Here is a 20,609-nt window from a genome sequence, read left to right on the forward strand (position 1 = left end):
ATACTATAAATGTCAAACAGAAAAATGATTACGGCAGCTTTGCCATACGCAAACGGACCGGTTCATATAGGGCATTTGGCGGGTGTTTATATTCCTGCGGATGTTTACGCAAGATTTCAGAGAAGATCAGGAAAAGATGTAGCGTTTATCTGCGGATCAGATGAGCACGGAATTCCTATAACCATAAGAGCTAAGAAAGAAGGAGTTACACCTCAGAATATTGTAGATCAGTATCATGAGATTATCAAAAAATCTTTTTCAGATTTAGGGATTTCTTTTGATGAATATTCAAGAACGACTTCTAAAAAGCATTATCAGACGAGTCAGGATTTCTTCAGAACCCTGCATGACAAAGGAAAATTTACGGAAGAAGTTTCTGAACAGTATTTTGATGAACAAGCTAATGAATTCTTGGCCGACAGATATATTGTAGGAACCTGCCCGAATTGTGGCAACGAAAACGCTTACGGCGATCAGTGCGAGAGATGCGGTTCTACCCTTTCTCCGTCAGAATTGATCAATCCAAAATCAATGTTGAGCGGAAATGTTCCTATCTTAAAAGAAACAAAAAACTGGTATTTACCTTTAAATGAATATGAAGATTTCCTTAATGAATGGATCATTGAAGGTCATAAAGACGACTGGAAACCCAACGTTTACGGACAGGTTAAATCTTGGTTAAATGACGGCTTAAAACCTCGCGCCATGACCAGAGATCTGAACTGGGGTGTTCCTGTTCCGCTTCCGAATGCAGAAGGGAAAGTACTTTACGTTTGGTTTGATGCACCGATCGGATATATTTCTTTCACTAAAGAATGGGCTGAGAAAAACGGAAAAGACTGGAAGGATTACTGGCAGAGTGAAGAAAGCGATTTAGTTCATTTTATAGGAAAGGATAATATTGTGTTTCACTGTATCATTTTCCCTGCGATGATGAAAGCTCACGGAGATTATATTATGCCGAAAAATGTTCCGGCTTTTGAATTCTTAAATCTTGAAAATGATAAAATTTCAACTTCAAGAAACTGGGCGGTTTGGGCACATGAATATGTTGAAGATTTCCCGGGACAGCAAGATGTTTTAAGATATGCTTTATTATCTTCTGCTCCCGAAACAAAGGATAATAATTTTACGTGGAAAGATTTTCAGACGAAAAATAATTCTGAATTGGTTGGGATTTTCGGAAACTTCATTAACCGAGTTGCCGTTTTAATTCATAAATATTATGATGGAATTGTTCCTCAAGGTGATGTAAATGCTTCTGAATTACAGGAAATCAATAAATCAGCGAAAGAAATTTCAAGCTTCCTTGAGAACTATGAATTCAGAAATTCTTTGACGGCTTTAATGAATTTGGCACGTTTCGGAAACCAATATCTTCAGGCTGAAGAACCTTGGAAAACCATTAAAGATAACCCTGAAAAAGCGGCACAATCTTTATTTGTCGGAGCTCAGATTGCTGTTGCTTTAGCTCAATTGTGTGAGCCGTTTATGCCTTTCAGTTCTGAAAAGTTGTTGACTATGTTCAATGTTCAAAAATCAGATTGGAGTGATGTTGAAACAAAATCTGTTTTAATTGAAACGGGTCACAAAATCAATGAATCATCTCTTCTTTTCTCAAAAATCGAAGACGATGTTATTGAAGCTCAAATCCAAAAACTGGAAAATACAAAACAAAATAATAAAAAAACAAACCCTAACGCAAATCCTATGAAAGACGAAATCTCTTTTGATGATTTTACGAAAATCGATCTTAGAACGGCTACCATTTTAGAAGCTGAAAAAGTAGAAAAAGCTGATAAACTGTTGAAACTTAAAGTCGATACAGGTGTAGATGTAAGAACAGTCGTTTCAGGGATCGCAGAAAGCTTTACTCCGGAAGAAGTAATTGGAAAGCAAGTAATGATTTTACTAAATCTTGCTCCAAGAAAAATCAGAGGAATTGAATCTCAGGGAATGTTATTATTAACGACGAAAGCAGACGGAAAGTTATCTTTTGTAACCCCTGATGAAACAGTGGAAAACGGTATTGAAATAGGATAATAGTTCACTATTCTAGATAAAAAACAGACGCATAATTTATACGTCTGTTTTTTATATTTTATTTTTTAAGCCCATTTTTTTCCATCAACTTTGTCATTCCGTAGGAATCCAGACTCATTTTGTAGAGATTGAGGTGTAAAATCCTTGTTTAGATTCCTACAGAATGACAAACTGAACGGTCAGATATTGGTGAGATTACTTTGTTGCTATACTTTACAATGACAGCTATTTCTTAATCAATTTCGCCAAATAAGAATCCTCATCCTGCAATACTTTTTCAACCACAAAACCATTATTTTCTGCAGCATTTTTCAATGTATTAAAATCGAGATACAGCCATTTGATCGGATCTTCAGATTCTCCTTTGTAATGAACGATGTAATCAAGCTCACCATAATAACCTTCTGCGGGAATATAGACGCCACCGTCTTCATCTGCATCAAACATATACAGAATATCTGTACTGTCAATAAGAATCTGTCCGTTTTTGTTTAATAAGGAATGTAGTTTTTTGAGATAAATATCAATTACTTTCAGACTTTGGAAAATTCCGGTTCCGTTCATTAACAGAAGAATAGTATCAAAAGTTCCATCAGAAAATTCAAGCATATTTTGAGCAACTGCTTTCTTAATTCCTCTCAACTGACAAACTTCAATTGATTTTGGTGAAATATCTAAAGTCGTAACATCTAAATCCCTTTCATTTTGAAGATAAAGTGAATGCGAACCGGCTCCAGCTCCGATATCAAGAACTTTTCCCTGAGACAATTTCAAAGCCTTCTTTTCGATTTTATTCATCTCTTCAAAATCTCTGAAAAGATAGTCTACCGGAAGCTCATCGAGTTCGGAAATTGAAGTTTCAGTCTGCAGATCTTCAGGATTTTCGTTATGAAAATAATCCCAGATTGCACGTCCCATTAAGTCTTTCATGCTGAATTTTATTGAGGGCAAAGATAAGGGTTTACCACTTAATTTCATTCTTAATCACATTCCAAACAACTTTTTCATAAAAATGTCATGTATATTGGCTTTTGTAGTTATAATCTGAATCAGTCAAAATTTCATTTTGATATTTAATGATAAAGAAATTGAGAGTAAAACTGAACAACAAATTACTACCAAAATATAAACTAAATTAGAATACTCTAGAATTTCAAGCATTGGTAAAAGGATTTCAAAACCTAAAGCTAAATAATAAAAATGAAATTAACTATCCAAAATTTTATCGGCTATCACCATAATCCACATTTTCTATTTTTAAATAAGCTTCTTTAAAACAAAATTTCCCTAACTTGTATATTCTAAAAACGAGATTCATCTCATGACAGATAAACAATTTAATTTTCAACAGGGATTTACATTTAGCAAGCACGTTCCGGAAGAAATATCGCATTTTGACCGGGTTTTTGATGTATTCAAAGATTTGCTGACCCACACTTCCGGCGATATTGAGGAAGCTTTTGAGTGGCTCGATATGCTTGATAAAGAATACGATATTTTTACCGACGAATATACACTTGCGGATTTTGAAGAAGACCTGAGAAAGCGAGGCTACATTAAAAAAGAAGATGATTCCGAAGACGGAAATACAGGACCCGGAAAAGGTAAAAATATTCTGACTGCCAAACTCGAAGCGGCTTTACGAGAATATGCTTTAGATCAGATTTTCGGAAAGCTCAAAAAAAGCGGCATCGGAAATCATAGAACCAACAAATCCGGAGTTGGTGACGAGCGTGATGGTGAAAACCGAAATTTTCAATATGGTGATGATTTATCGACAGTCAACATGACCGAGAGTCTGAAAAATGCTCAGATCAACAACGGAATTGCCGACCTTCAAATGACCGAAGACGATCTCATCGTTGAAGAAACCAAACATAAAGCTCAGATGAGTACAGTTTTGATGATCGACATCAGTCACTCAATGATTTTATATGGGGAAGACAGGATCACGCCTGCTAAAAAAGTTGCGATGGCTTTGGTGGAACTGATCAAGCGAAAATATCCAAAAGATTCTATCGATATTATTGTTTTCGGAAACGAAGCGTGGCCGATCAAAATCAAAGACCTTCCATATTTACAGGTCGGTCCGTATCATACGAATACGGTGGCAGGATTGGAATTGGCAATGGATATTCTCCGCAGAAAAAGAAATACCAACAAGCAGATTTTTATGATCACCGACGGAAAACCGAGTTGCCTGAAATTGCCCAACGGAGAATATTATATGAACAGTGTCGGGCTCGACCAAAGAATCGTAACCGAATGTTTGAATAAAGCAGCTCAGGCAAGAAAACTGAAAATTCCGATCACCACATTTATGATTGCACAGGATCCTTATCTGCGACAGTTTGTAAATGCTTTTACGGTACAAAATAAAGGAAAAGCTTTTCTTACAGGGCTTTCAGGTTTGGGACAAATGATTTTTGAAGATTACGAAAAAAATAGAATAAAGAGAATTTAAAATAATGAAAAACGATATTACATTTAAAGAATTAAAGAAATCAGGATATACCGATAAAACGATCAGTCAGGAAATTCAGGCAAATTTAATTGCAAAAATTAAAGCGAAAGAGCCGGTTTTCGAAGGACTTTGGGGTTATGAAGATTCTGTAGTTCCGCAATTGAAGAAGGCGATTTTGGCTGGTCATCATATCAATTTATTAGGGTTGCGCGGGCAGGCAAAAACCCGTATTGCAAGAAGCATGGTGAACCTTTTAGACGAATATATGCCAATTGTAAAAGGCTCTGAGATCAACGACAGTCCGTTTCAGCCGATTTCGAAATTTGCCAGAGATCTGATTTCAGAATTGGGTGATGAAACTCCGATTTCATGGGTTCACCGTTCGAACCGTTTTTTCGAAAAACTAGCGACTCCGGATGTGAATGTTGCCGATTTGATTGGAGACATTGATCCGATAAAAGCAGCCACGTTAAAACTTCCTTACTCAGACGAGCGTGTTTTGCATTACGGAATGATTCCGAGAGCCAACCGTTCTATATTTGTATTGAATGAACTTCCCGATTTACAGGCAAGAATTCAGGTTTCTTTATTTAATATTTTGCAGGAAGGCGATATTCAGATTCGTGGATTTCAGTTGAGAATGCCATTGGATATTCAGTTTGTGTTTACAGCAAATCCTGAAGATTATACCAACCGTGGAAGCATCGTTACACCTCTGAAAGACAGAATCGGGTCGCAGATTTTTACGCATTACCCGAAAACAATTGCATTAGCAAAACAAATTACCGAACAGGAAGCTCAGGTTTCAGCGGAAGATAAAGCACAGATACAAATTCCTGATTTAGCTAAAAATCTATTGGAAGAAGTCGCTTTTGCAGCCCGTGACAGTGAATATGTAGATGCAAAAAGTGGCGTAAGTGCGAGATTAACCATCAGTGCGATGGAAAATTTGATAGCTGCAGCAAAACTTCGTTTAATTGAAACTGACGCAGAAAAAACAACTGTTCGTCTACTCGATTTTATGTCGATCATTCCATCGATTACCGGAAAAATTGAGTTGGTATATGAAGGTGAACAGGAAGGCGCAGATTACGTTGCGAAAATATTAATCGACAAAGCAGTGATGACCCAGTTTGAAAGCATTTTTCCACGCATTTCTAAACTTGAAAAAGAAGGCATCAAAACGCCTTACACAGATTTGATCAAATGGTTTAACAAAAACCAGCTTGAGCTGAATTATACGGATACTGACGAAGAATTTTACAAAAAACTTGAAAGTATTACTCCTTTGACCAAAGTTATTGAAGAAAATGCTCCAGAATTAAGTAAGGAGGATCAAAACTTCTGCAAAGAATTGATTTTATGGGCGTTGACGATTAGTAAGAAATTAGATAAATCTGAAAATTCTGCGACATATACATTCGATTCCGCTGATGTTAGGCAGTTGTTCAGAAACTAAAATTTAAAATTTTAATTATATATTGGAAACATAAATTCTCAAATAGTTGAGTAATTTATGTTTCCTTTTTATCAAATATATTACTATTGGTCTATCTGTCAGTTCGATTAGAAATTCTGAAAGAATTTTATATCGAGAACAGACGCTATAACAAATTCTTAATAAATTTTTCTTCTTTATTAAGGAAAAATATTCTGACTGACCTAATATAATTTTATCCTCAACATTCATTCTAAATTGTATATTTGTCACAAATTAAAAACGCAATTTTGGAATTACAGGAACTTACCGAACGTTTAGCGATACTTTGTTTATCCATCTTTACCTTATATTATTTTTCAAACAGAAACCGGAATATCAGATTGCATCCACTTTTGGGTCTGATCAGTATTTGTACTTTTTTCATGTGTCTGGTTTTCACGAAAGCAGAATACAGTCTCGGCGTGGGTTTCGGTTTGTTTGCTGTTTTTTCGATCCTCCGTTTCAGAACAGAAACTTTTACCATTCAGACGATAGTTTTCTTATTTGTATCAATTACTCTGTCACTTTTAGACGGACTTTTGCCCATTAAAAACCTTGAAGTTCTTTTAGGAATTAACATTACGATTGTTACGATCTATCTGATTTTAAATTATTTCGAGAAAAAATCACCCATCGTTTCAGAAAAAAGTTCGATTGAAATCATTTCATCCTTAGATTTTTTACAGCTTGAAGAATCTGACCGGAAAAGAATTCTTACCGAAAAAACCAAGTTGAAAAATTTCAGCTACAATATAAAGAGCATTAATCTGAATGATAATATTGTGATTTTAAAAGTTTCGCATTAAGGTTTTAAATCAAAATCTCCACTGTATTTCTACCAGATTTTCGTGATATTAAAAAACTGCTCAATCATCTCAATTTGAGATAAAAAATTAATCCATATAAGCTCTTGCCTGCTTTATATACAACTGTTTTTCATCACCCAAATATTTAAATTCAATATCTAAAGGATAATATTTTTTTGACATTTTTCTCTTTTGCCAAAGCAGATTCAGTCTTCTTTCTAAAGGAGAGGAAATATCAAAAAGTTTTTTAATTTCTTTCTCCGTAAGAATCGGTTTTCCATTGTTAAGGCTTGATGTAGACCGATAATCGACCACAAATGAACCAAAACTACTGAAATTGTGACAATAAAATTCATCGCAGGTCACACCCGGTTCCGGCTTTACCACAGAATCTTCACCTAGCTGAACATTCACAGTAATTCCATCATACTGATTACGGTATAGATTTTTAGAAACCAATACTCCGTTTGCTTTCTCATCCGGGAAAGAGCGGTGAACCAAAACTCCCATCGCACAACTTTCATGATTGATGCCAAACAAATCACGCTCCTGAAAGGCACGGAAATTCCAGAAGCTTGACCATACATCAAGAATAGCTTTTTCCACAGTCTTTTCCGGATCTCCGATGATTGCCGTTTTAGAATCATATAATCCGGCTCCGTTGAAGCCTTCCATATCTTCAGCATTGGTGGAAGAACGAAATCTGAAGTTTTTGAAATCAGTCTGAGCATTTAGTTTCTCATCAATCTTCTTTAGCAATTCAGGATTAACCTTTGAATTTTTAACTACCTTTCTAAAGTTTTTCAATTCTTTTTCAAGAAGTTTTACAGAATCTTTCGGAATCGTGTACAATGCATTGATTTTATCCTGAAGATGATTTTCTTTAATATGCTGATCAAAATAATAAAACGGAATAGCAAAAGCATATTCGGGAGTTTTAAAAGAATTCATATCTTTCTGAATCTGTTTTAAAAGTCCCAGATTGGTTGCCTTTGAACCTATTGAATTGACAATATTCAGAGGCGTTGTAGTTTCTAAATCGACTAAATCGGTTACCGAAAAATCTTTTTTCAGAATAATTTCTTTTACAGCTTTTTTAATCGGAATAGCTTTCTGCGAAGCTTTTAATGAATATGAATTTTCTCTGGTAATCAATTCAACTTTCTTTCCCAGAAGTGCATTCACAGACTCTTTATCCCAAACTTTGGTATCCACATAAACAGGAATATTTCTGTTTTTCGCCAATAAAACCAAATGGCTCAAAGGAGTTTGTAACTCGGTAATAATAATTCCTCGCACGGTAGGAATAAACTCAGGCGTGGTATTGATGATGATAATTTCATCAGATTTAGGATTAAAATCTTCCTTTTTCTGCAGATCATACTTTCTCAGAATTCCAATATTAGAAGCATTTTCAACTGACTGTTCTGTAATTCTTTTAAAAATAAAATCAGAGAGAACTGTCGGAATTTTCAGTTCTTTTTTTGCATTTAGACCGATTACGTAAGGAGAATTGAGATAAAACTTCAGCTTCTCTTTGAAAAATACATTCTTACTTACCACGTTATAAAAAAAATTGATCATTCCGGCATTCATTTCGTCCGAAGCAGCCAGCTCCATTACCCAATCATCAGAATCTTGAAGATAATTGATATTGGCAAGAAGGTAAGTTCTTTTATTGGTCGGGTTATAAGACTGCTTATTGAACTCCCCAATTTCATCATTAAAGCCCAAGACTTTCAGGCAAAAATCGTAATGATAGGTATATCTCGTACTGTTAAAGAAATATATTTTTTTTGACTCATAGTCATATACCACTTTTACAGATTTCATATTGGTAAATTTATCTGTCAGTGGTTTTCCTGCAAGATTCAGAAACTGCTCTTTTTTGGTAATTAAATGTACATAATTGTCCTGCGAATAAGAAAAAAGCGAAATTGTAAGAAATAAGAATAATAAAATATTTTTCATTTTGTGTAGATTACATACAAATGTAGAGAATATCTTTAAATTTTAAAGCTTCCCGAAATCATTAACAGTAATTTAAAAATATTAAAGGTTTGAACCTCGTTCTTACAAACTTTCTGACTTCGAGAAGAGTAAATATAATTAATCTAATTTCTGATTGCAAAAATTTATTATTTTAGCAGACCAAATTCAAAGTTATGAGAAAGATCGATTTACTTTTCGCAGAATACGCCGAAAGCCATAGAAATTCAACCAACAAAATGATTCACTGGATTTGTGTTCCGTTGATTTTCTGGACGATTTTAGGGTTTATTTCGCTGATTCCTTCCCCACATTTTTGTGCATCGTATTTTGGATGCATCAGTTTGGTCAGTTTAATTGCCATTGCACTTGTTACTTTATTTTATCTGAGATTGTCGCTTTTGATTGGATTGATCATGATTTTCGCAATGCTTTTAATGGAACATTTTGCGTACGCAGTCAATATTCATTTTGGGAAAAAATCGTGGATAGTTTATCTTGCAGTTTTCATAATTACATGGATTTTGCAGTTCCTAGGGCATAAAATCGAAGGTAAAAAACCTTCATTTCTAAAGGACTTACAATTTCTTCTGATCGGCCCGATCTGGCTTTTAAGTTTTATTTTAAAAAAGGTGGGAATCAGATATTAATTTAGTTTTCCAAAGCATATACGGCAAAACTTGCCAACCAGTGATCTCCGCCGTAATTTCCCTGAAATAACAATGGTAAACCGTTTGCTAAAAATACATCTGCTGTTTTTAAGAATTCTTTTTTTATAGGATGATTACTGGGAAGAGATTTGGCAATTCCTTTCATGCACCATGCTTTTGTGAAAGATAAACCAACTAAATGCACGGTCTGATAATCACTCAAATCACTAACTACCGGAATTTTTTCGATGTTTTCTAAGCTTCTTTTTTCGTAAAAATTATTAAACCATTTTACAAATTCTTTTTGCGGCAGAACTCTTCGCATCAAATCGGCAATTTCTAAACTTGGCGAGAAAAAATCTGAACCATCAGGTTCTAAATACGCGGGCGTTTTTGTATTATTTAAATAAAAATATTTAGCCTTCTCCGTCAATTGGTTTTCGAAATCCTTATCCTTTGAAGCTTTCGCCCAATCTAAAGCAAAAACCATCGCAAATGCCGTATTTGGATGAACTCCAGTCCTATTCGGATAGGTTTGTTTGGGTAAATACGTTTTCCACGAACTAAGAATTTTATCAGTTAACGGTTTTAAATTCTGATGCCAGATCTTAGCTTTAGGATGGTTCCAGGTCATTAGTTCTTCGTCCAATTTCAGAAGCCAAGCCCAGCCATAAGTTCGTTCAAAAGTTGTGGTCAACTGATATTTTGTAAAATAATCGGCTTCAGTCTGAAGATTTTCTTTTCTAAATGAGTTATCTAAAATATTCTCAATGTCTTTAGCAACCGACAAGTTGGGTTTAGTTTTTAATAACCTCACCAGCATCCAATGTCCATGAACAGACGAATGCCAATCAAAACATCCATAAAAACTTGGGTGCAGATCTTTCGGGCTTAGAGAAACTTCGTTGGCAGTGTTTATAATATGTGCTGTTTTATTGGGATATTCCTGATTGATGCAATGAAGCGGTTTTTCTGATAATTTAATGGCCATTTCATCAGTCAGTTTCGGGACTTCCTGAGCGAAAATGAAGAAAGGTGAAAACACAAATAATAGAAGACTTTTTTTCATTCCATAAAAATATTAATTATTAATTTAATCAGCATAATTGACAGTTGATTATTCTATTATCTAATTTATCTAAAAATATTTGAGAAATTTCTAATAAATAATACTTTGAGCACGTTTTTTGATACCACATTGAAAAATTCATTTATGAAAAACATAATTTTACCATTATTCTGTTTGATCCTTTTTAATTGTAATAAATCTGAAGCTGTTGCAGATAAATCTGTAAGTGCGATGGCTGTAATGGAAGATGTTGCAGTTGATTCAGCAGTTAGTTCTTATGCACCTGTTGCGAATAAATCACAACCCAATTCCGGAACTCCAAAAAATGAAATTATTTTAAAAAAAGTAATTAAAAATGGAGAAATGGAAATTCAGGTCGGTGAAATTAAAAAAGCACAAAATCAGGTAAGTGAAATCCTAAAGAAAAATAAAGCTTACATTCAATCTGAACGTTTTAACAATAATGATACTGCCGAAAATTTAAATTTAACGATAAGAGTTCCGCATCAGAATTTTGATGCATTGATCAATTCGTTTTCAAACGGAGTTGGTTCTGTTTTATCAAAAAATATTTCTTCTGATGACGTGACAGAAGAATACACAGATGTTTCTATCAAGTTAGAAAACAAGAAAATTTATCTTGAAAAATATCGTGATATGTTACGAGGTGCAAAAACTACCAAAGATATGTTGGAAATTCAGGAAAATATTCGGGAACTTGAGGATGAAATTGACGTTTCGGAGGGAAGACTTCGTTTCATTGACGACAGAGTGAATTATAGTACTTTGGAATTGATGCTGTACAAAGAAAAAGTCAGAAGTTCAACAACTTCAAAAATGGGTTTCGGAAGTCGCTTTGGAGATTCTGTAACTGAAGGCTGGAACAGTTTTGTAGCATTCTTTTTAGGAATTATTTCTTTCTGGCCTTTCTTGCTACTTATTCCAATAGCTATTTTCGTTTGGAAAAAAAGGAGGAAAAACAGAGTTGAAAAATAAGATCATAAAACAAAAAACATCCGAATATCAAAAATATTCGGATGTTTCATTTGCAATAAAAATTTATTTAAGCATTAAAATGTGATTTTACAGTTTCTAAAACCTGTTCATCAGACATTTGCTGAGAGGTTTCTAAGGTGATTTTTAAATCTTTAAATTGTGCGGTATCGTGCAGATAATGTTTCAACTCTTCCTGAATGGTTCCCGGACCGGTAATTAAAACTTCTTCAGAATTGGTCAAAAGATGTTCTACTTCCTTGAAAAATTTGACTTTATTGGTTTGCTCGGCATTATTTCCGGCGTTTTCACTTGAATTCCCATGCTGAATTGTCGCTTTCACCGGACTGCAAAGGAAAAACTTAAAAGCGTTCTGTGCATCGTGGTTTTTTACTACTACAGCTTTTTGGGTATCGATCCAAAGTCCTGCTAATTTTTTGTCAGACATAATTTAATTTTTTAATGTTATGTCTTTGTATTCGCAATAATGATGCTAAAGGTCTGTTAATGGCTGTTAAATTAATTTAGTCAGATTTTTATAAACACAAATTTCACTGATGAATTTCACAAATAACACGATCATTAAGATAAATCTGCTCAATTGATAAATCTGCGGGAGCTTACTAAATGAAAATTATTTCCCTATAACAAATACCGCAGGAATTTTATGTAATTCAGGTTTTTGTTTCTGCCAGTCTTTGATGCTTAACGTTTTAATAAATTCATGTTCTGAATCGTTGATGTTTGCAGCGATGCAAAGTTTAGTATTTGGTGAAAGAAATTTAGACAAATCTTCAAAAAGGGCATTGTTTCTATACGGTGTTTCCATGAAAATCTGTGTGTAACCTGTTTTCTGAAGTTCGCTTTCCAAATGTTGAATTCTTTTTTTCTTTTCGCTTTTTTCAATTGGAAGATATCCATTAAAAGTAAATTCCTGACCGTTAAATCCGCTTGAAATTAAAGCCAAAATAATCGATGATGGTCCGGAAATGGGAATGACTCTAATATTTTTCTCGTGACACCATTTTACAATCAGATTTCCAGGATCAGCGATACATGGAAGTCCGGCCTCTGAAAGTAATCCGAAATCCTGACCATTGAGCATTCTGTCCTGCGCTTCTTTGATATCTGCGTTTTCGGTGTATTTATCTAAAAGAAACAGCTTCAAATCTGATTGTTTCTTCTCCGGAGCAAAAAATTTGATGACCTTTCTTGCTGTTTTTTCATTTTCAACAAAAAAATAATCAGTCTGCATGATGTATTCTTTGATAACAGGTGAAAAATGGGTAATTGGTGTATTTTCTGAAAGGTAAGCCGGAAGTAAGAAAAGCATTATATCAAATTATTTTAGTATTAATAAAAAATGAAAGATAAATAAATTATCCTATTTTATTGGTAATTGCCTGTTGCTGCAATTGATGAGAAATCTTGTTGCAAGCATCATCCAGTAATTGAAATACATTTTCAAAATCATTCATATCTCCCCAATAAGGATCGGGAACTTCAGAATTCTGATGATTTCCCGCCTCTTCTAAAAATAAATGAACTTTCTGGCGTTGTTCTTCATTTTTAGTCATTGAAATAACATCCTCGAAATTTTTCAAATCCATACAGTAGATCTTATCAAATTTCTCTAAATCTGAATGATGAAGAGGTCTTGATTTTTGTTTTGAAATATCAATACCATGATTAGCGGCAGTTTTTACGGCTCTTTTATCAGGGGTTTCTCCTTCATGCATTGAAATCGTTCCGGCCGAATCAACTAAAAAATTCCCTGATAATTTAGATCTTAAAATCCCTTCTGCGAGAGGACTTCTGCATATATTTCCAAGACAAACCATGAGTATTTTCATTGAACAAAATTTAAAGATTGAAAATTGAGTATTACTATATTTTCAGTTGACAAAATTAAATAAAAAATGGAGAACAAAAATTTATTCTCCACTCTTCAATTATTTTGGTTACAGATTAATGTTTGATCTTCTCTGTCAATTCTTTTACGTATTTTTTGACTTCCTTATCGATTTTAGAAACATCTTTTATCGTATCACAAGCATACATTACCGTTGAGTGATCTTTACCACCCATTTCTTCACCAATTTTTGTGAAAGTTGCATTGGTAAATTCTTTTGCAAAATACATTGCCAACTGTCTTGGCAAAGCGATTTCTCTTTTTCTCGTCTTAGACAAAAGCTGCTCTCTTTTGATTCCGAAATACTCGCATACAACTTCCTGAATATAAGGAATATTGATGATCTTTTTCTGATTGGCAGCAATCTTATTGATTGTTTCCTTTAATAATTCAAGACTAAGATCAGATTTATAAATCGTAGAATATGCAATCACCGAATTGATAACTCCAATCAATTCTCTTACGTTGGTTTTTGCTTCTGCAGCAAGGAAGTCCAACATATCTTCTGTTAAAACAATTCCGTCTCTGCTTAGTTTGTCAACGATAATTCTTTTACGGGTATCCAGATCCGGAGATTTAATCTCTGCAGAAAGTCCCCATTTGAAACGGGAAACAATTCTGTCCTGGATATCCATAATATCAACAGGCGCTTTATCTGAAGTCAGAATAATCTGCTTTCCGTTTTGATGCAAATAATCAAAAATATGGAAGAAACTATCCTGTGTTGCCGATTTACCCGATAAAAACTGAATATCATCGATAATCAGAACATCCACCATTTGGTAAAAATTGGCAAACTCTGTCTGTTTATGCGCTTTAGCAGCAGAAATAAACTGCTGGATAAATTTTTCTGAAGAAAGATAAAGTACCACTTTATCCGGAAACTGGCTTTTCACTTCCAATCCAACCGCCTGTCCGAGGTGAGTTTTACCGACACCATAACCTCCGTATAAAAACAATGGGTTAAAAGCTGTTGCTCCAGGTCTTTTTGCAATTGATCTTGCAACCGTAGAAGCAAATTTATTGCTCTCTCCTTCCACATAATTATCAAAAGAAAAATCAGCTTTCAGATTAGAATCAATATTCACTTTTTTGATTCCCGGAACAACAAAAGGATTAACGATGTTGGATGAAAAACCCTGTGGCATTGTTTCCTGCATTTTTGGTGTAGGAACCGTCTTTCCTTTCATATTCATTGTAACGGGTTTTTCTAAGCCGCTTGGCTTGTTTTCCATTACCGAATACCAAAGTTTAACGCCTTTACCGATGTTTTTCTTCAGGGCAGCAGAAAGCAACGATAAATAATTATCTTCAATATATTCTTTGTAAAAGTCACTTGGAACCATCAACGTAAGATTGTTGTCAACCAAAGAAATTGGCTGAACTTTATCAAACAGTAGGTCAAAAGATTTTTCTAGTTTTTTAAGATCAGAATTGTCTTCAGCCGCGTTTAAATTATCTCGCATAAACTGAAGGCACTTCTGCCATATCATCATTAAATTTTCATCCATTTTTTATGCCCTGATTATTTTGTGGTTACTTGTTTTTACTGGGAAGACAAAGGTCTTATATTTTAATTTTAAAAAAAAATATTGCAGGTATTGATTATTAAAAAATATATTTGTATGTATAATTTAAACCGCCACATGATACACACAACTCACACAATACGAGTACGTTACGCAGAAACTGACCCTATGAAATATGTATATTACGGCAACTATGCCGCATATTTTGAATTAGGAAGGGTCGAACTTTTCAGAAGCATAGGAATATCATATGACGAGATCGAAAAGCTTGGAATCTGGCTACCGGTTTCAGATTACAATATTAAGTATTTAAAACCAGCTTTATACGATCAAAAATTAGAAATTCACACTTATGTAAAAAAAATTCCGGGAGTGAGAATAGAATTTGAATATGAAATCTACAACGAAGAAAAAATAAAAATCACAGAAGCCCGCACTACCCTTTTCTTTTTAGATGCCAAAACCAATAAAGTGATCAAATGTCCCGACTTTTTGATGAAACTCATCGAAAAAAACTGGAAAGAAGATTGAATTTGGAATCTATTTCTGTAAAAAAATTTGCACAACGGATTTTTTTAAGACCTATTTTTCAAATTCATATATTTGATAACAAATTTAATTTATGAGTTCTGTTTTTGTAATAATGATCATATTAATCGTGCTACTCATATTAGTTTATCACAAGCTCAATAAGCGCATTAATATTTTAGAAAAACAGATTTCTGATTTGTCTAAAAAAGCAGTTCCAACAATTGAGGATGTGGACGATAAAGAAAATCTTGCAAATCCCGTTCTCGTTCCTAACCAGAAAATAGATGTTCAAGATCCAAATATAATTTCAACCGATTTTAGAGATACGGAACCACAAAAAGACTGGCTCACTCCTTTCTTTGATTTTCTAAAACAGAATGCACTCACCATTATCGGTATTTTCACTTTAGTTTTAGGAATCGGATATTTCGTAAAATATGCCATCGATAAAAACTGGATTGGCGAAACATTAAGAGCAGGAATCGGATTCATCGTCGGTGTCGCCATTATAGGAATCGGACATTTTCTGAGAAAGAACTACAATGCTTTTTCATCAATCATTACAGGTGGCGGAATTGCTGTACTGTATTTTACGACAACCATTGCTTTTCGTGAATATCATATTTTTTCACAGAATTCAGGTTTCTTGATTACCTGTCTAATTACAATTGCATCAATTGCGCTTTCCTACTATTATAAAAGTGAAATTTTAATCATTTTTTCTTTGTTTGGCGGATTTTTAGCTCCGTTAATGATCAGTACCGGACAAAGCAACTATCTTTTTTTATTTACTTATTTATCCGTTTTAAATGTAGGAACGCTCATCATTGCTTATCTTAAACAATGGAAAAGTATTGGCTGGATTTCTTTCATATTCACTTCAATCTATCTGTTTTTCTGGACAACGGAAAATCCTGAATTGAAAGCTATTCCGTTTTACATGATTACGTATCTTATTTTTTATGCATTTGCGCTGCAGAATTATTTCAAAAAAAATATTTTAGAGCAACTTGATATTTTAATGCTTGTTCTGATTAATTTTTCAAGCGTTGCAGGTTTAGTTTTTACCTTTAACGAATTGCAACTGCTTCCTGCGTCAGTATTTCCTGTTATTTTTGCTCTAATTAATGCTGTGGGGTCGTATAAAGAATATCAAAAGAAAGATTTCGGCATTAATTATTCGGTTTTTACAAGTATCACGATTAGTTTGATAACTTTAGCTTTTGCGCTTGAATTGAAAACACATCTCATTACCAGCGTTTGGGCAATCGAGGCAAGTCTCCTTCTGTATATTTGGAAGAAAACCAATCATAAAATTTTCAAAGTTTTCTTTTATGTTTTGTTTCCGATGGTTATTTTGTCTCAAATGATGACATGGGCAAGATATTTTGATGCAGGATCGTTGGCTGTTATTTTTAATCCGGTTTTTATTACGAGCTTGATTGTGATTGGAAGTTGTTTTATGAATTTGTATTTATTGAAAAAAGATTCTGAAGAAGAAAAATCAGAACTGGAATTCTATGAAAATGTATTTAAGATTTTATGCATTTCAGTTATTTATTGTTCTGTTTTCTTTGAAATTATTTATCATATTTCAGATGAAAGTTTAGTTTTCATCTTTATAATTGGTTTTCTATTCACCATTTATTATTTATTTATTTTAATTCTTTTCGCCGAAAAACTCAGCATCAGTAAAGATTTCCAGACAGGAATGATTTACATATTTCTGTTATTGCTTTTTGCACATATTTTAACTTCACAAGTTGCAACAGAAATTATCCGCAACAAAATTGATTTCGGTTTTTTCATTGTTCACTTGTTGTACATTATTCCATTTGTCTATTTAATTTTAAAAATATTTCCAAAATCAGATTTTATTAAAATTCATATATCTTACTGGGCAATTTCTTTAATTATTATTTTGGCGTTCAGTTTTGAATTGTACCGATCTTATATATTAATAAATGCTGATAACCCTGATGAGATTTATATGCTTCAAAATCATTTCAGTATGTTGTACTTACCCATAATTTGGGCAGTTTTATCATGTCTTTTTATTTATTTTGGTTTGAAAAAGGAACTTTCTGAATTTAATAAAATCGGCTTTACTCTACTCGGAATCATGATTTTTAAATTATATGCTTTTGATGTTTGGCAAATGGATAACATTTCGAGAATCATTGCCTTTATCATTTTAGGAATCATTTTGCTTCTAAGTTCATTCATGTTCCAGCGATTGAAAAATTTAATTAAAAATTTAGTGGATAAAAAAGAAGAATCTCCTGAAGAAAATCTTTAGAAATACTATAAAATCTATCTTTTATCATTATTTTTTAATTTATATCAATTTTTCATTGACAATTTGCAAAAAATAAGTATATTTATCAGGTTTTTAACACTTATATTTTTGACTATGAAATCGCCATGATTTGGAAACACAAACACCAATGAAGATTCAGCGATTCCATATGACCTTTAAAAATAATAATTATCTACATATGAAAAAAATTCTCTACTCATTATTAATCTTTGCATCGGCAACATTATTTGCTCAGAAAAATCCTACCGTAAAATTTGCAATCTGTAACGACGCTGTGGGAACTGTAGCAATGTTTGATGCAAAAAAAGAATTTGTTCAGAGCGTAAATGTTTTTAAGGCAAAAGCAAATCTTCCTCAAAATCTGAAAAAATTTGATTATTTAGCTGATAACGGTTTGGCTGAAGTGAAATTCAAAAAAGATTTCGGAACATTAGATTTTATGACATTAGGAGACTACAATACTCAAAACGGTCTTCCACAAGACGCTTCAGTTTTTATTGAAGGTTATGAATTTAAAAATCCTGATACAAAAATCTTTGCTGACATGATCACAGATACAAAAGTGGAAACCGTAGATGGTAAAAAAGCTTTGGTAATCACTACCATCAAAAAATAGTTTATACTTCAAAATACAAAACGGATACTCTCATTGAATATCCGTTTTTTTAATATTTATTATTCCATTTTTTCTTGAGCTCATCATAAATTTTCTTTTCTGTAGCATTATTTCCGGGCTCGTAAAATTTCACATCGTTTATTTCTTCAGGTAAAAAATCCTGATTTACAAAATTGCCTTCGTAAGAATGGGCATATTTATATTCTTTACCATAATCAAGATCTTTCATCAGTTTTGTCGGAGCATTTCTCAGATGCAAAGGTACAGGCAGATTCCCGGTCTTTTTCACAAAAGCCAAAGCATCGTTAATTGCCGCATAAGCCGAATTACTTTTCGGAGAAACCGCAAGATAAATTGCTGTTTCGCTCAGTAAGATTCTGGCTTCGGGATTTCCGATCACATTAATTGCCTGAAAGCAACTGTTTGCGATAACCAAAGCATTCGGATTTGCCAGACCAATATCTTCAGAAGCTAAAATAAGCATCCTTCTTGCGATAAATTTAATGTCTTCTCCTCCCGCAATCATTCTTGCGAGCCAATAAACTGCACCGTTCGGATCGCTTCCACGCATTGATTTGATGAAAGCTGAAATGATATCATAATGCTGTTCCCCGTTTTTATCATACAACGCCATGGTTTCCTGAAGAACCTCCATCACTTCATCATTCGAAATTTCTTTCGTATCTGAATTGATGAACTGACTGAGAACCAACTCAACAGAATTGATCAGTTTTCTTCCGTCACCACCAGAATATTGAATAAAAGCCTGTTTTTCTTTTATTTTGAAATCGGTTTTTTCATCTTTATTAAATCTTTCAAGCGCAATGTCAATCAGTTCTTCCAGTTTTTCATGAGTCAAAGCTTTTAAAATATATACCTGGCTTCTTGAAAGCAACGCAGAAACCACTTCAAAACTCGGATTTTCTGTGGTGGCTCCGATTAAAACAATCCAGCCTTTTTCTACCGCATGAAGAAGAGAATCCTGTTGCGATTTATTAAACCGGTGAATTTCGTCAATAAAAAGAATCGGAGATTTCCCTGAAAAAAGATTTTGCTTTTTGGCTTCTTCGATTACATCACGTACATCTTTCACACCGGAAGAAACCGCTGAAAGCTTAAAAAACTTACGACCTGATTTTTCTGAAATGATTTCTGCCAAAGTTGTTTTACCTGTTCCGGGAGGTCCCCAAAGGATAAGAGAATTCAGCGTATCATTCTCCAGCATTTTACGTATGGTTCCTTTTTCACCGGTAAGATGTTCCTGCCCCAAAACTTCATCCAGGTTTTTAGGTCTCATTCTTTCGGCTAGTGGAGTATTTTGACTCAAAATTTTATGATTTAATTTTAATTGAAATTTTATTTAAAAAATAACAGAGCTACTACATTAATATGATGGTTTGTAAAATGATAAAATTCAAAATCGACAAACCCGTCAAATAATCCGATAAACACCTATTTATCACTCTGAAACTTCTAACAAATTTAAACTAATTTTCAAATTTTTAGCCTATTTTTGCATTGTTTTGAAACTTACATTCAATAAAATCATTACATCGCCTTTGGTAATTTTAATCAGATTTTACCAATGGTTTATCTCGCCATTACTTCCAAAAAACTGCCGATATGAGCCGACTTGTTCGCATTACATGGTAGAATCTCTTCAGGTTCACGGCATTTTCAAAGGATTTTGGCTTGGTGTAAAAAGAATTGCAAAGTGTCATCCATGGGGAGGAAGCGGTTACGATCCTGTCCCGCCAAAAAAATAAATTACATTCAAACGAACTATAAAAAAATAGAAATGAGCAATATTTTTTTCAGAATTTATCTTTTCATATTTGCAATTACAACGCAGTGTTTTTTTGCGCAAAATATTCAGGACAGTTTATCAGACGGAACTTTAAAAATAAATTCAACAGAAATTCCTGTAAAAATATACACCAACTCTGAAGTGGGTAACTTGAGTAATTTTGCTGATCTTAAGACCAACACTAATACTTTGGTTATCTTAAATAAATCAAATTTAGAAACCACCCATTTCGAGTATAGCTTAAATGTATTAAGCAAATTTAAAAATGGAAACTATCAGTTTTTTGATAAAGATTTTAAATTACTTGCCAACCTCAATATTACTAAAGAAAATATTGAAACTGTAAAATACGCTGTAAAATCTTCAACTCCGATAAAATCATCAGACAATATTGAGCTTG

General features: G+C 33.5%; 18 protein-coding genes. 10 read left to right on the plus strand and 8 right to left on the minus strand.

Annotation, left to right across the window (positions count from 1 at the left end; translation table 11 throughout):
* The first annotated feature begins 9 nt into the window (after positions 1-9).
* Positions 10-2,043: a methionine--tRNA ligase gene (gene metG / locus K0R77_RS02355; RefSeq protein WP_300346888.1), complete on the plus strand. Its 2,034-nt coding sequence runs from the start codon at positions 10-12 to the stop codon at positions 2,041-2,043.
* Positions 2,044-2,268: 225 nt separating this feature from the next.
* Here the strand turns inward: metG and K0R77_RS02360 are convergent, their stop codons facing one another.
* A complete protein-coding gene (locus K0R77_RS02360) occupies positions 2,269-2,973 on the minus strand; it encodes a bifunctional 2-polyprenyl-6-hydroxyphenol methylase/3-demethylubiquinol 3-O-methyltransferase UbiG (RefSeq protein WP_300346890.1) in 705 nt (234 codons plus the stop codon).
* A gap of 391 nt (positions 2,974-3,364) precedes the next feature.
* Here K0R77_RS02360 and K0R77_RS02365 point away from each other — a divergent pair, with 391 nt between their 5' ends.
* From K0R77_RS02365 to K0R77_RS02375, 3 genes are all read left to right on the plus strand, one after another.
* On the plus strand, positions 3,365-4,507 hold the full coding sequence (locus K0R77_RS02365) for a VWA domain-containing protein (protein ID WP_300346892.1): 1,143 nt from the start codon (positions 3,365-3,367) through the stop codon (positions 4,505-4,507).
* A gap of 4 nt (positions 4,508-4,511) precedes the next feature.
* Complete coding sequence (locus K0R77_RS02370) at positions 4,512-5,966, plus strand: sigma 54-interacting transcriptional regulator (protein ID WP_300346894.1); 1,455 nt, start codon at positions 4,512-4,514, stop codon at positions 5,964-5,966.
* Between the two features lie 245 nt (positions 5,967-6,211).
* Positions 6,212-6,793 (plus strand): DUF4956 domain-containing protein, encoded by a 582-nt coding sequence (locus K0R77_RS02375; RefSeq protein WP_300346897.1) that lies wholly within the window; start codon positions 6,212-6,214, stop codon positions 6,791-6,793.
* 87 nt (positions 6,794-6,880) lie between these two features.
* Here K0R77_RS02375 and K0R77_RS02380 read toward each other — a convergent pair whose 3' ends face one another.
* On the minus strand, positions 6,881-8,764 hold the full coding sequence (locus K0R77_RS02380; RefSeq protein WP_300346900.1) for a PEP/pyruvate-binding domain-containing protein: 1,884 nt from the start codon (positions 8,762-8,764) through the stop codon (positions 6,881-6,883).
* A gap of 194 nt (positions 8,765-8,958) precedes the next feature.
* Between K0R77_RS02380 and K0R77_RS02385 the strand changes: the two genes are divergently transcribed.
* The gene (locus tag K0R77_RS02385; RefSeq protein WP_300346903.1) at positions 8,959-9,432 is read left to right on the plus strand and encodes a DUF962 domain-containing protein; all 474 of its coding nucleotides are present in this window, start codon (positions 8,959-8,961) and stop codon (positions 9,430-9,432) included.
* A 1-nt stretch (position 9,433) separates the two neighbouring features.
* Here the strand turns inward: K0R77_RS02385 and K0R77_RS02390 are convergent, their stop codons facing one another.
* Positions 9,434-10,501, minus strand: coding sequence for a DUF2891 domain-containing protein (locus K0R77_RS02390; RefSeq protein ID WP_300346907.1), 1,068 nt, complete (start codon positions 10,499-10,501; stop codon positions 9,434-9,436).
* Positions 10,502-10,645: 144 nt separating this feature from the next.
* On the opposite strand from K0R77_RS02390, the gene K0R77_RS02395 reads away from it, so the two are divergent.
* On the plus strand, positions 10,646-11,497 hold the full coding sequence (locus tag K0R77_RS02395) for a DUF4349 domain-containing protein (protein ID WP_300346910.1): 852 nt from the start codon (positions 10,646-10,648) through the stop codon (positions 11,495-11,497).
* A 67-nt stretch (positions 11,498-11,564) separates the two neighbouring features.
* On the opposite strand, the gene K0R77_RS02400 is transcribed toward K0R77_RS02395, so the two are convergent.
* The 4 genes from K0R77_RS02400 to dnaA form a co-directional block, all read right to left on the minus strand.
* Positions 11,565-11,942: a hypothetical protein gene (locus K0R77_RS02400; RefSeq protein ID WP_300346913.1), complete on the minus strand. Its 378-nt coding sequence runs from the start codon at positions 11,940-11,942 to the stop codon at positions 11,565-11,567.
* 186 nt (positions 11,943-12,128) lie between these two features.
* The gene (locus tag K0R77_RS02405) at positions 12,129-12,827 is read right to left on the minus strand and encodes an SAM-dependent methyltransferase (RefSeq protein ID WP_300346916.1); all 699 of its coding nucleotides are present in this window, start codon (positions 12,825-12,827) and stop codon (positions 12,129-12,131) included.
* A gap of 46 nt (positions 12,828-12,873) precedes the next feature.
* The gene (locus tag K0R77_RS02410) at positions 12,874-13,347 is read right to left on the minus strand and encodes a low molecular weight protein-tyrosine-phosphatase (RefSeq protein WP_300346919.1); all 474 of its coding nucleotides are present in this window, start codon (positions 13,345-13,347) and stop codon (positions 12,874-12,876) included.
* A gap of 115 nt (positions 13,348-13,462) precedes the next feature.
* Entirely contained in the window at positions 13,463-14,917 is a 1,455-nt protein-coding gene (dnaA, locus tag K0R77_RS02415; RefSeq protein ID WP_050380830.1) for a chromosomal replication initiator protein DnaA, read from the minus strand.
* Between the two features lie 135 nt (positions 14,918-15,052).
* On the opposite strand from dnaA, the gene K0R77_RS02420 reads away from it, so the two are divergent.
* The 3 genes from K0R77_RS02420 (at position 15,053) to K0R77_RS02430 (ending at position 18,402) form a co-directional block, all read left to right on the plus strand.
* Positions 15,053-15,466, plus strand: a complete 414-nt coding sequence (locus K0R77_RS02420) for a thioesterase family protein (protein WP_300346924.1) — start codon at positions 15,053-15,055, stop codon at positions 15,464-15,466.
* Between the two features lie 127 nt (positions 15,467-15,593).
* The gene (locus tag K0R77_RS02425; RefSeq protein ID WP_300346927.1) at positions 15,594-17,765 is read left to right on the plus strand and encodes a DUF2339 domain-containing protein; all 2,172 of its coding nucleotides are present in this window, start codon (positions 15,594-15,596) and stop codon (positions 17,763-17,765) included.
* Between the two features lie 199 nt (positions 17,766-17,964).
* On the plus strand, positions 17,965-18,402 hold the full coding sequence (locus K0R77_RS02430; protein WP_300346930.1) for a hypothetical protein: 438 nt from the start codon (positions 17,965-17,967) through the stop codon (positions 18,400-18,402).
* Between the two features lie 49 nt (positions 18,403-18,451).
* Here K0R77_RS02430 and K0R77_RS02435 read toward each other — a convergent pair whose 3' ends face one another.
* Entirely contained in the window at positions 18,452-19,729 is a 1,278-nt protein-coding gene (locus tag K0R77_RS02435) for a replication-associated recombination protein A (protein ID WP_300346933.1), read from the minus strand.
* A 196-nt stretch (positions 19,730-19,925) separates the two neighbouring features.
* Here K0R77_RS02435 and yidD point away from each other — a divergent pair, with 196 nt between their 5' ends.
* Positions 19,926-20,168 (plus strand): membrane protein insertion efficiency factor YidD, encoded by a 243-nt coding sequence (gene yidD, locus K0R77_RS02440; RefSeq protein ID WP_300346936.1) that lies wholly within the window; start codon positions 19,926-19,928, stop codon positions 20,166-20,168.
* Positions 20,169-20,609: the final 441 nt, after the last annotated feature.

The sequence above is a fragment of the Chryseobacterium sp. genome (assembly GCF_029240215.1).
Lineage (GTDB): Bacteria > Bacteroidota > Bacteroidia > Flavobacteriales > Weeksellaceae > Chryseobacterium.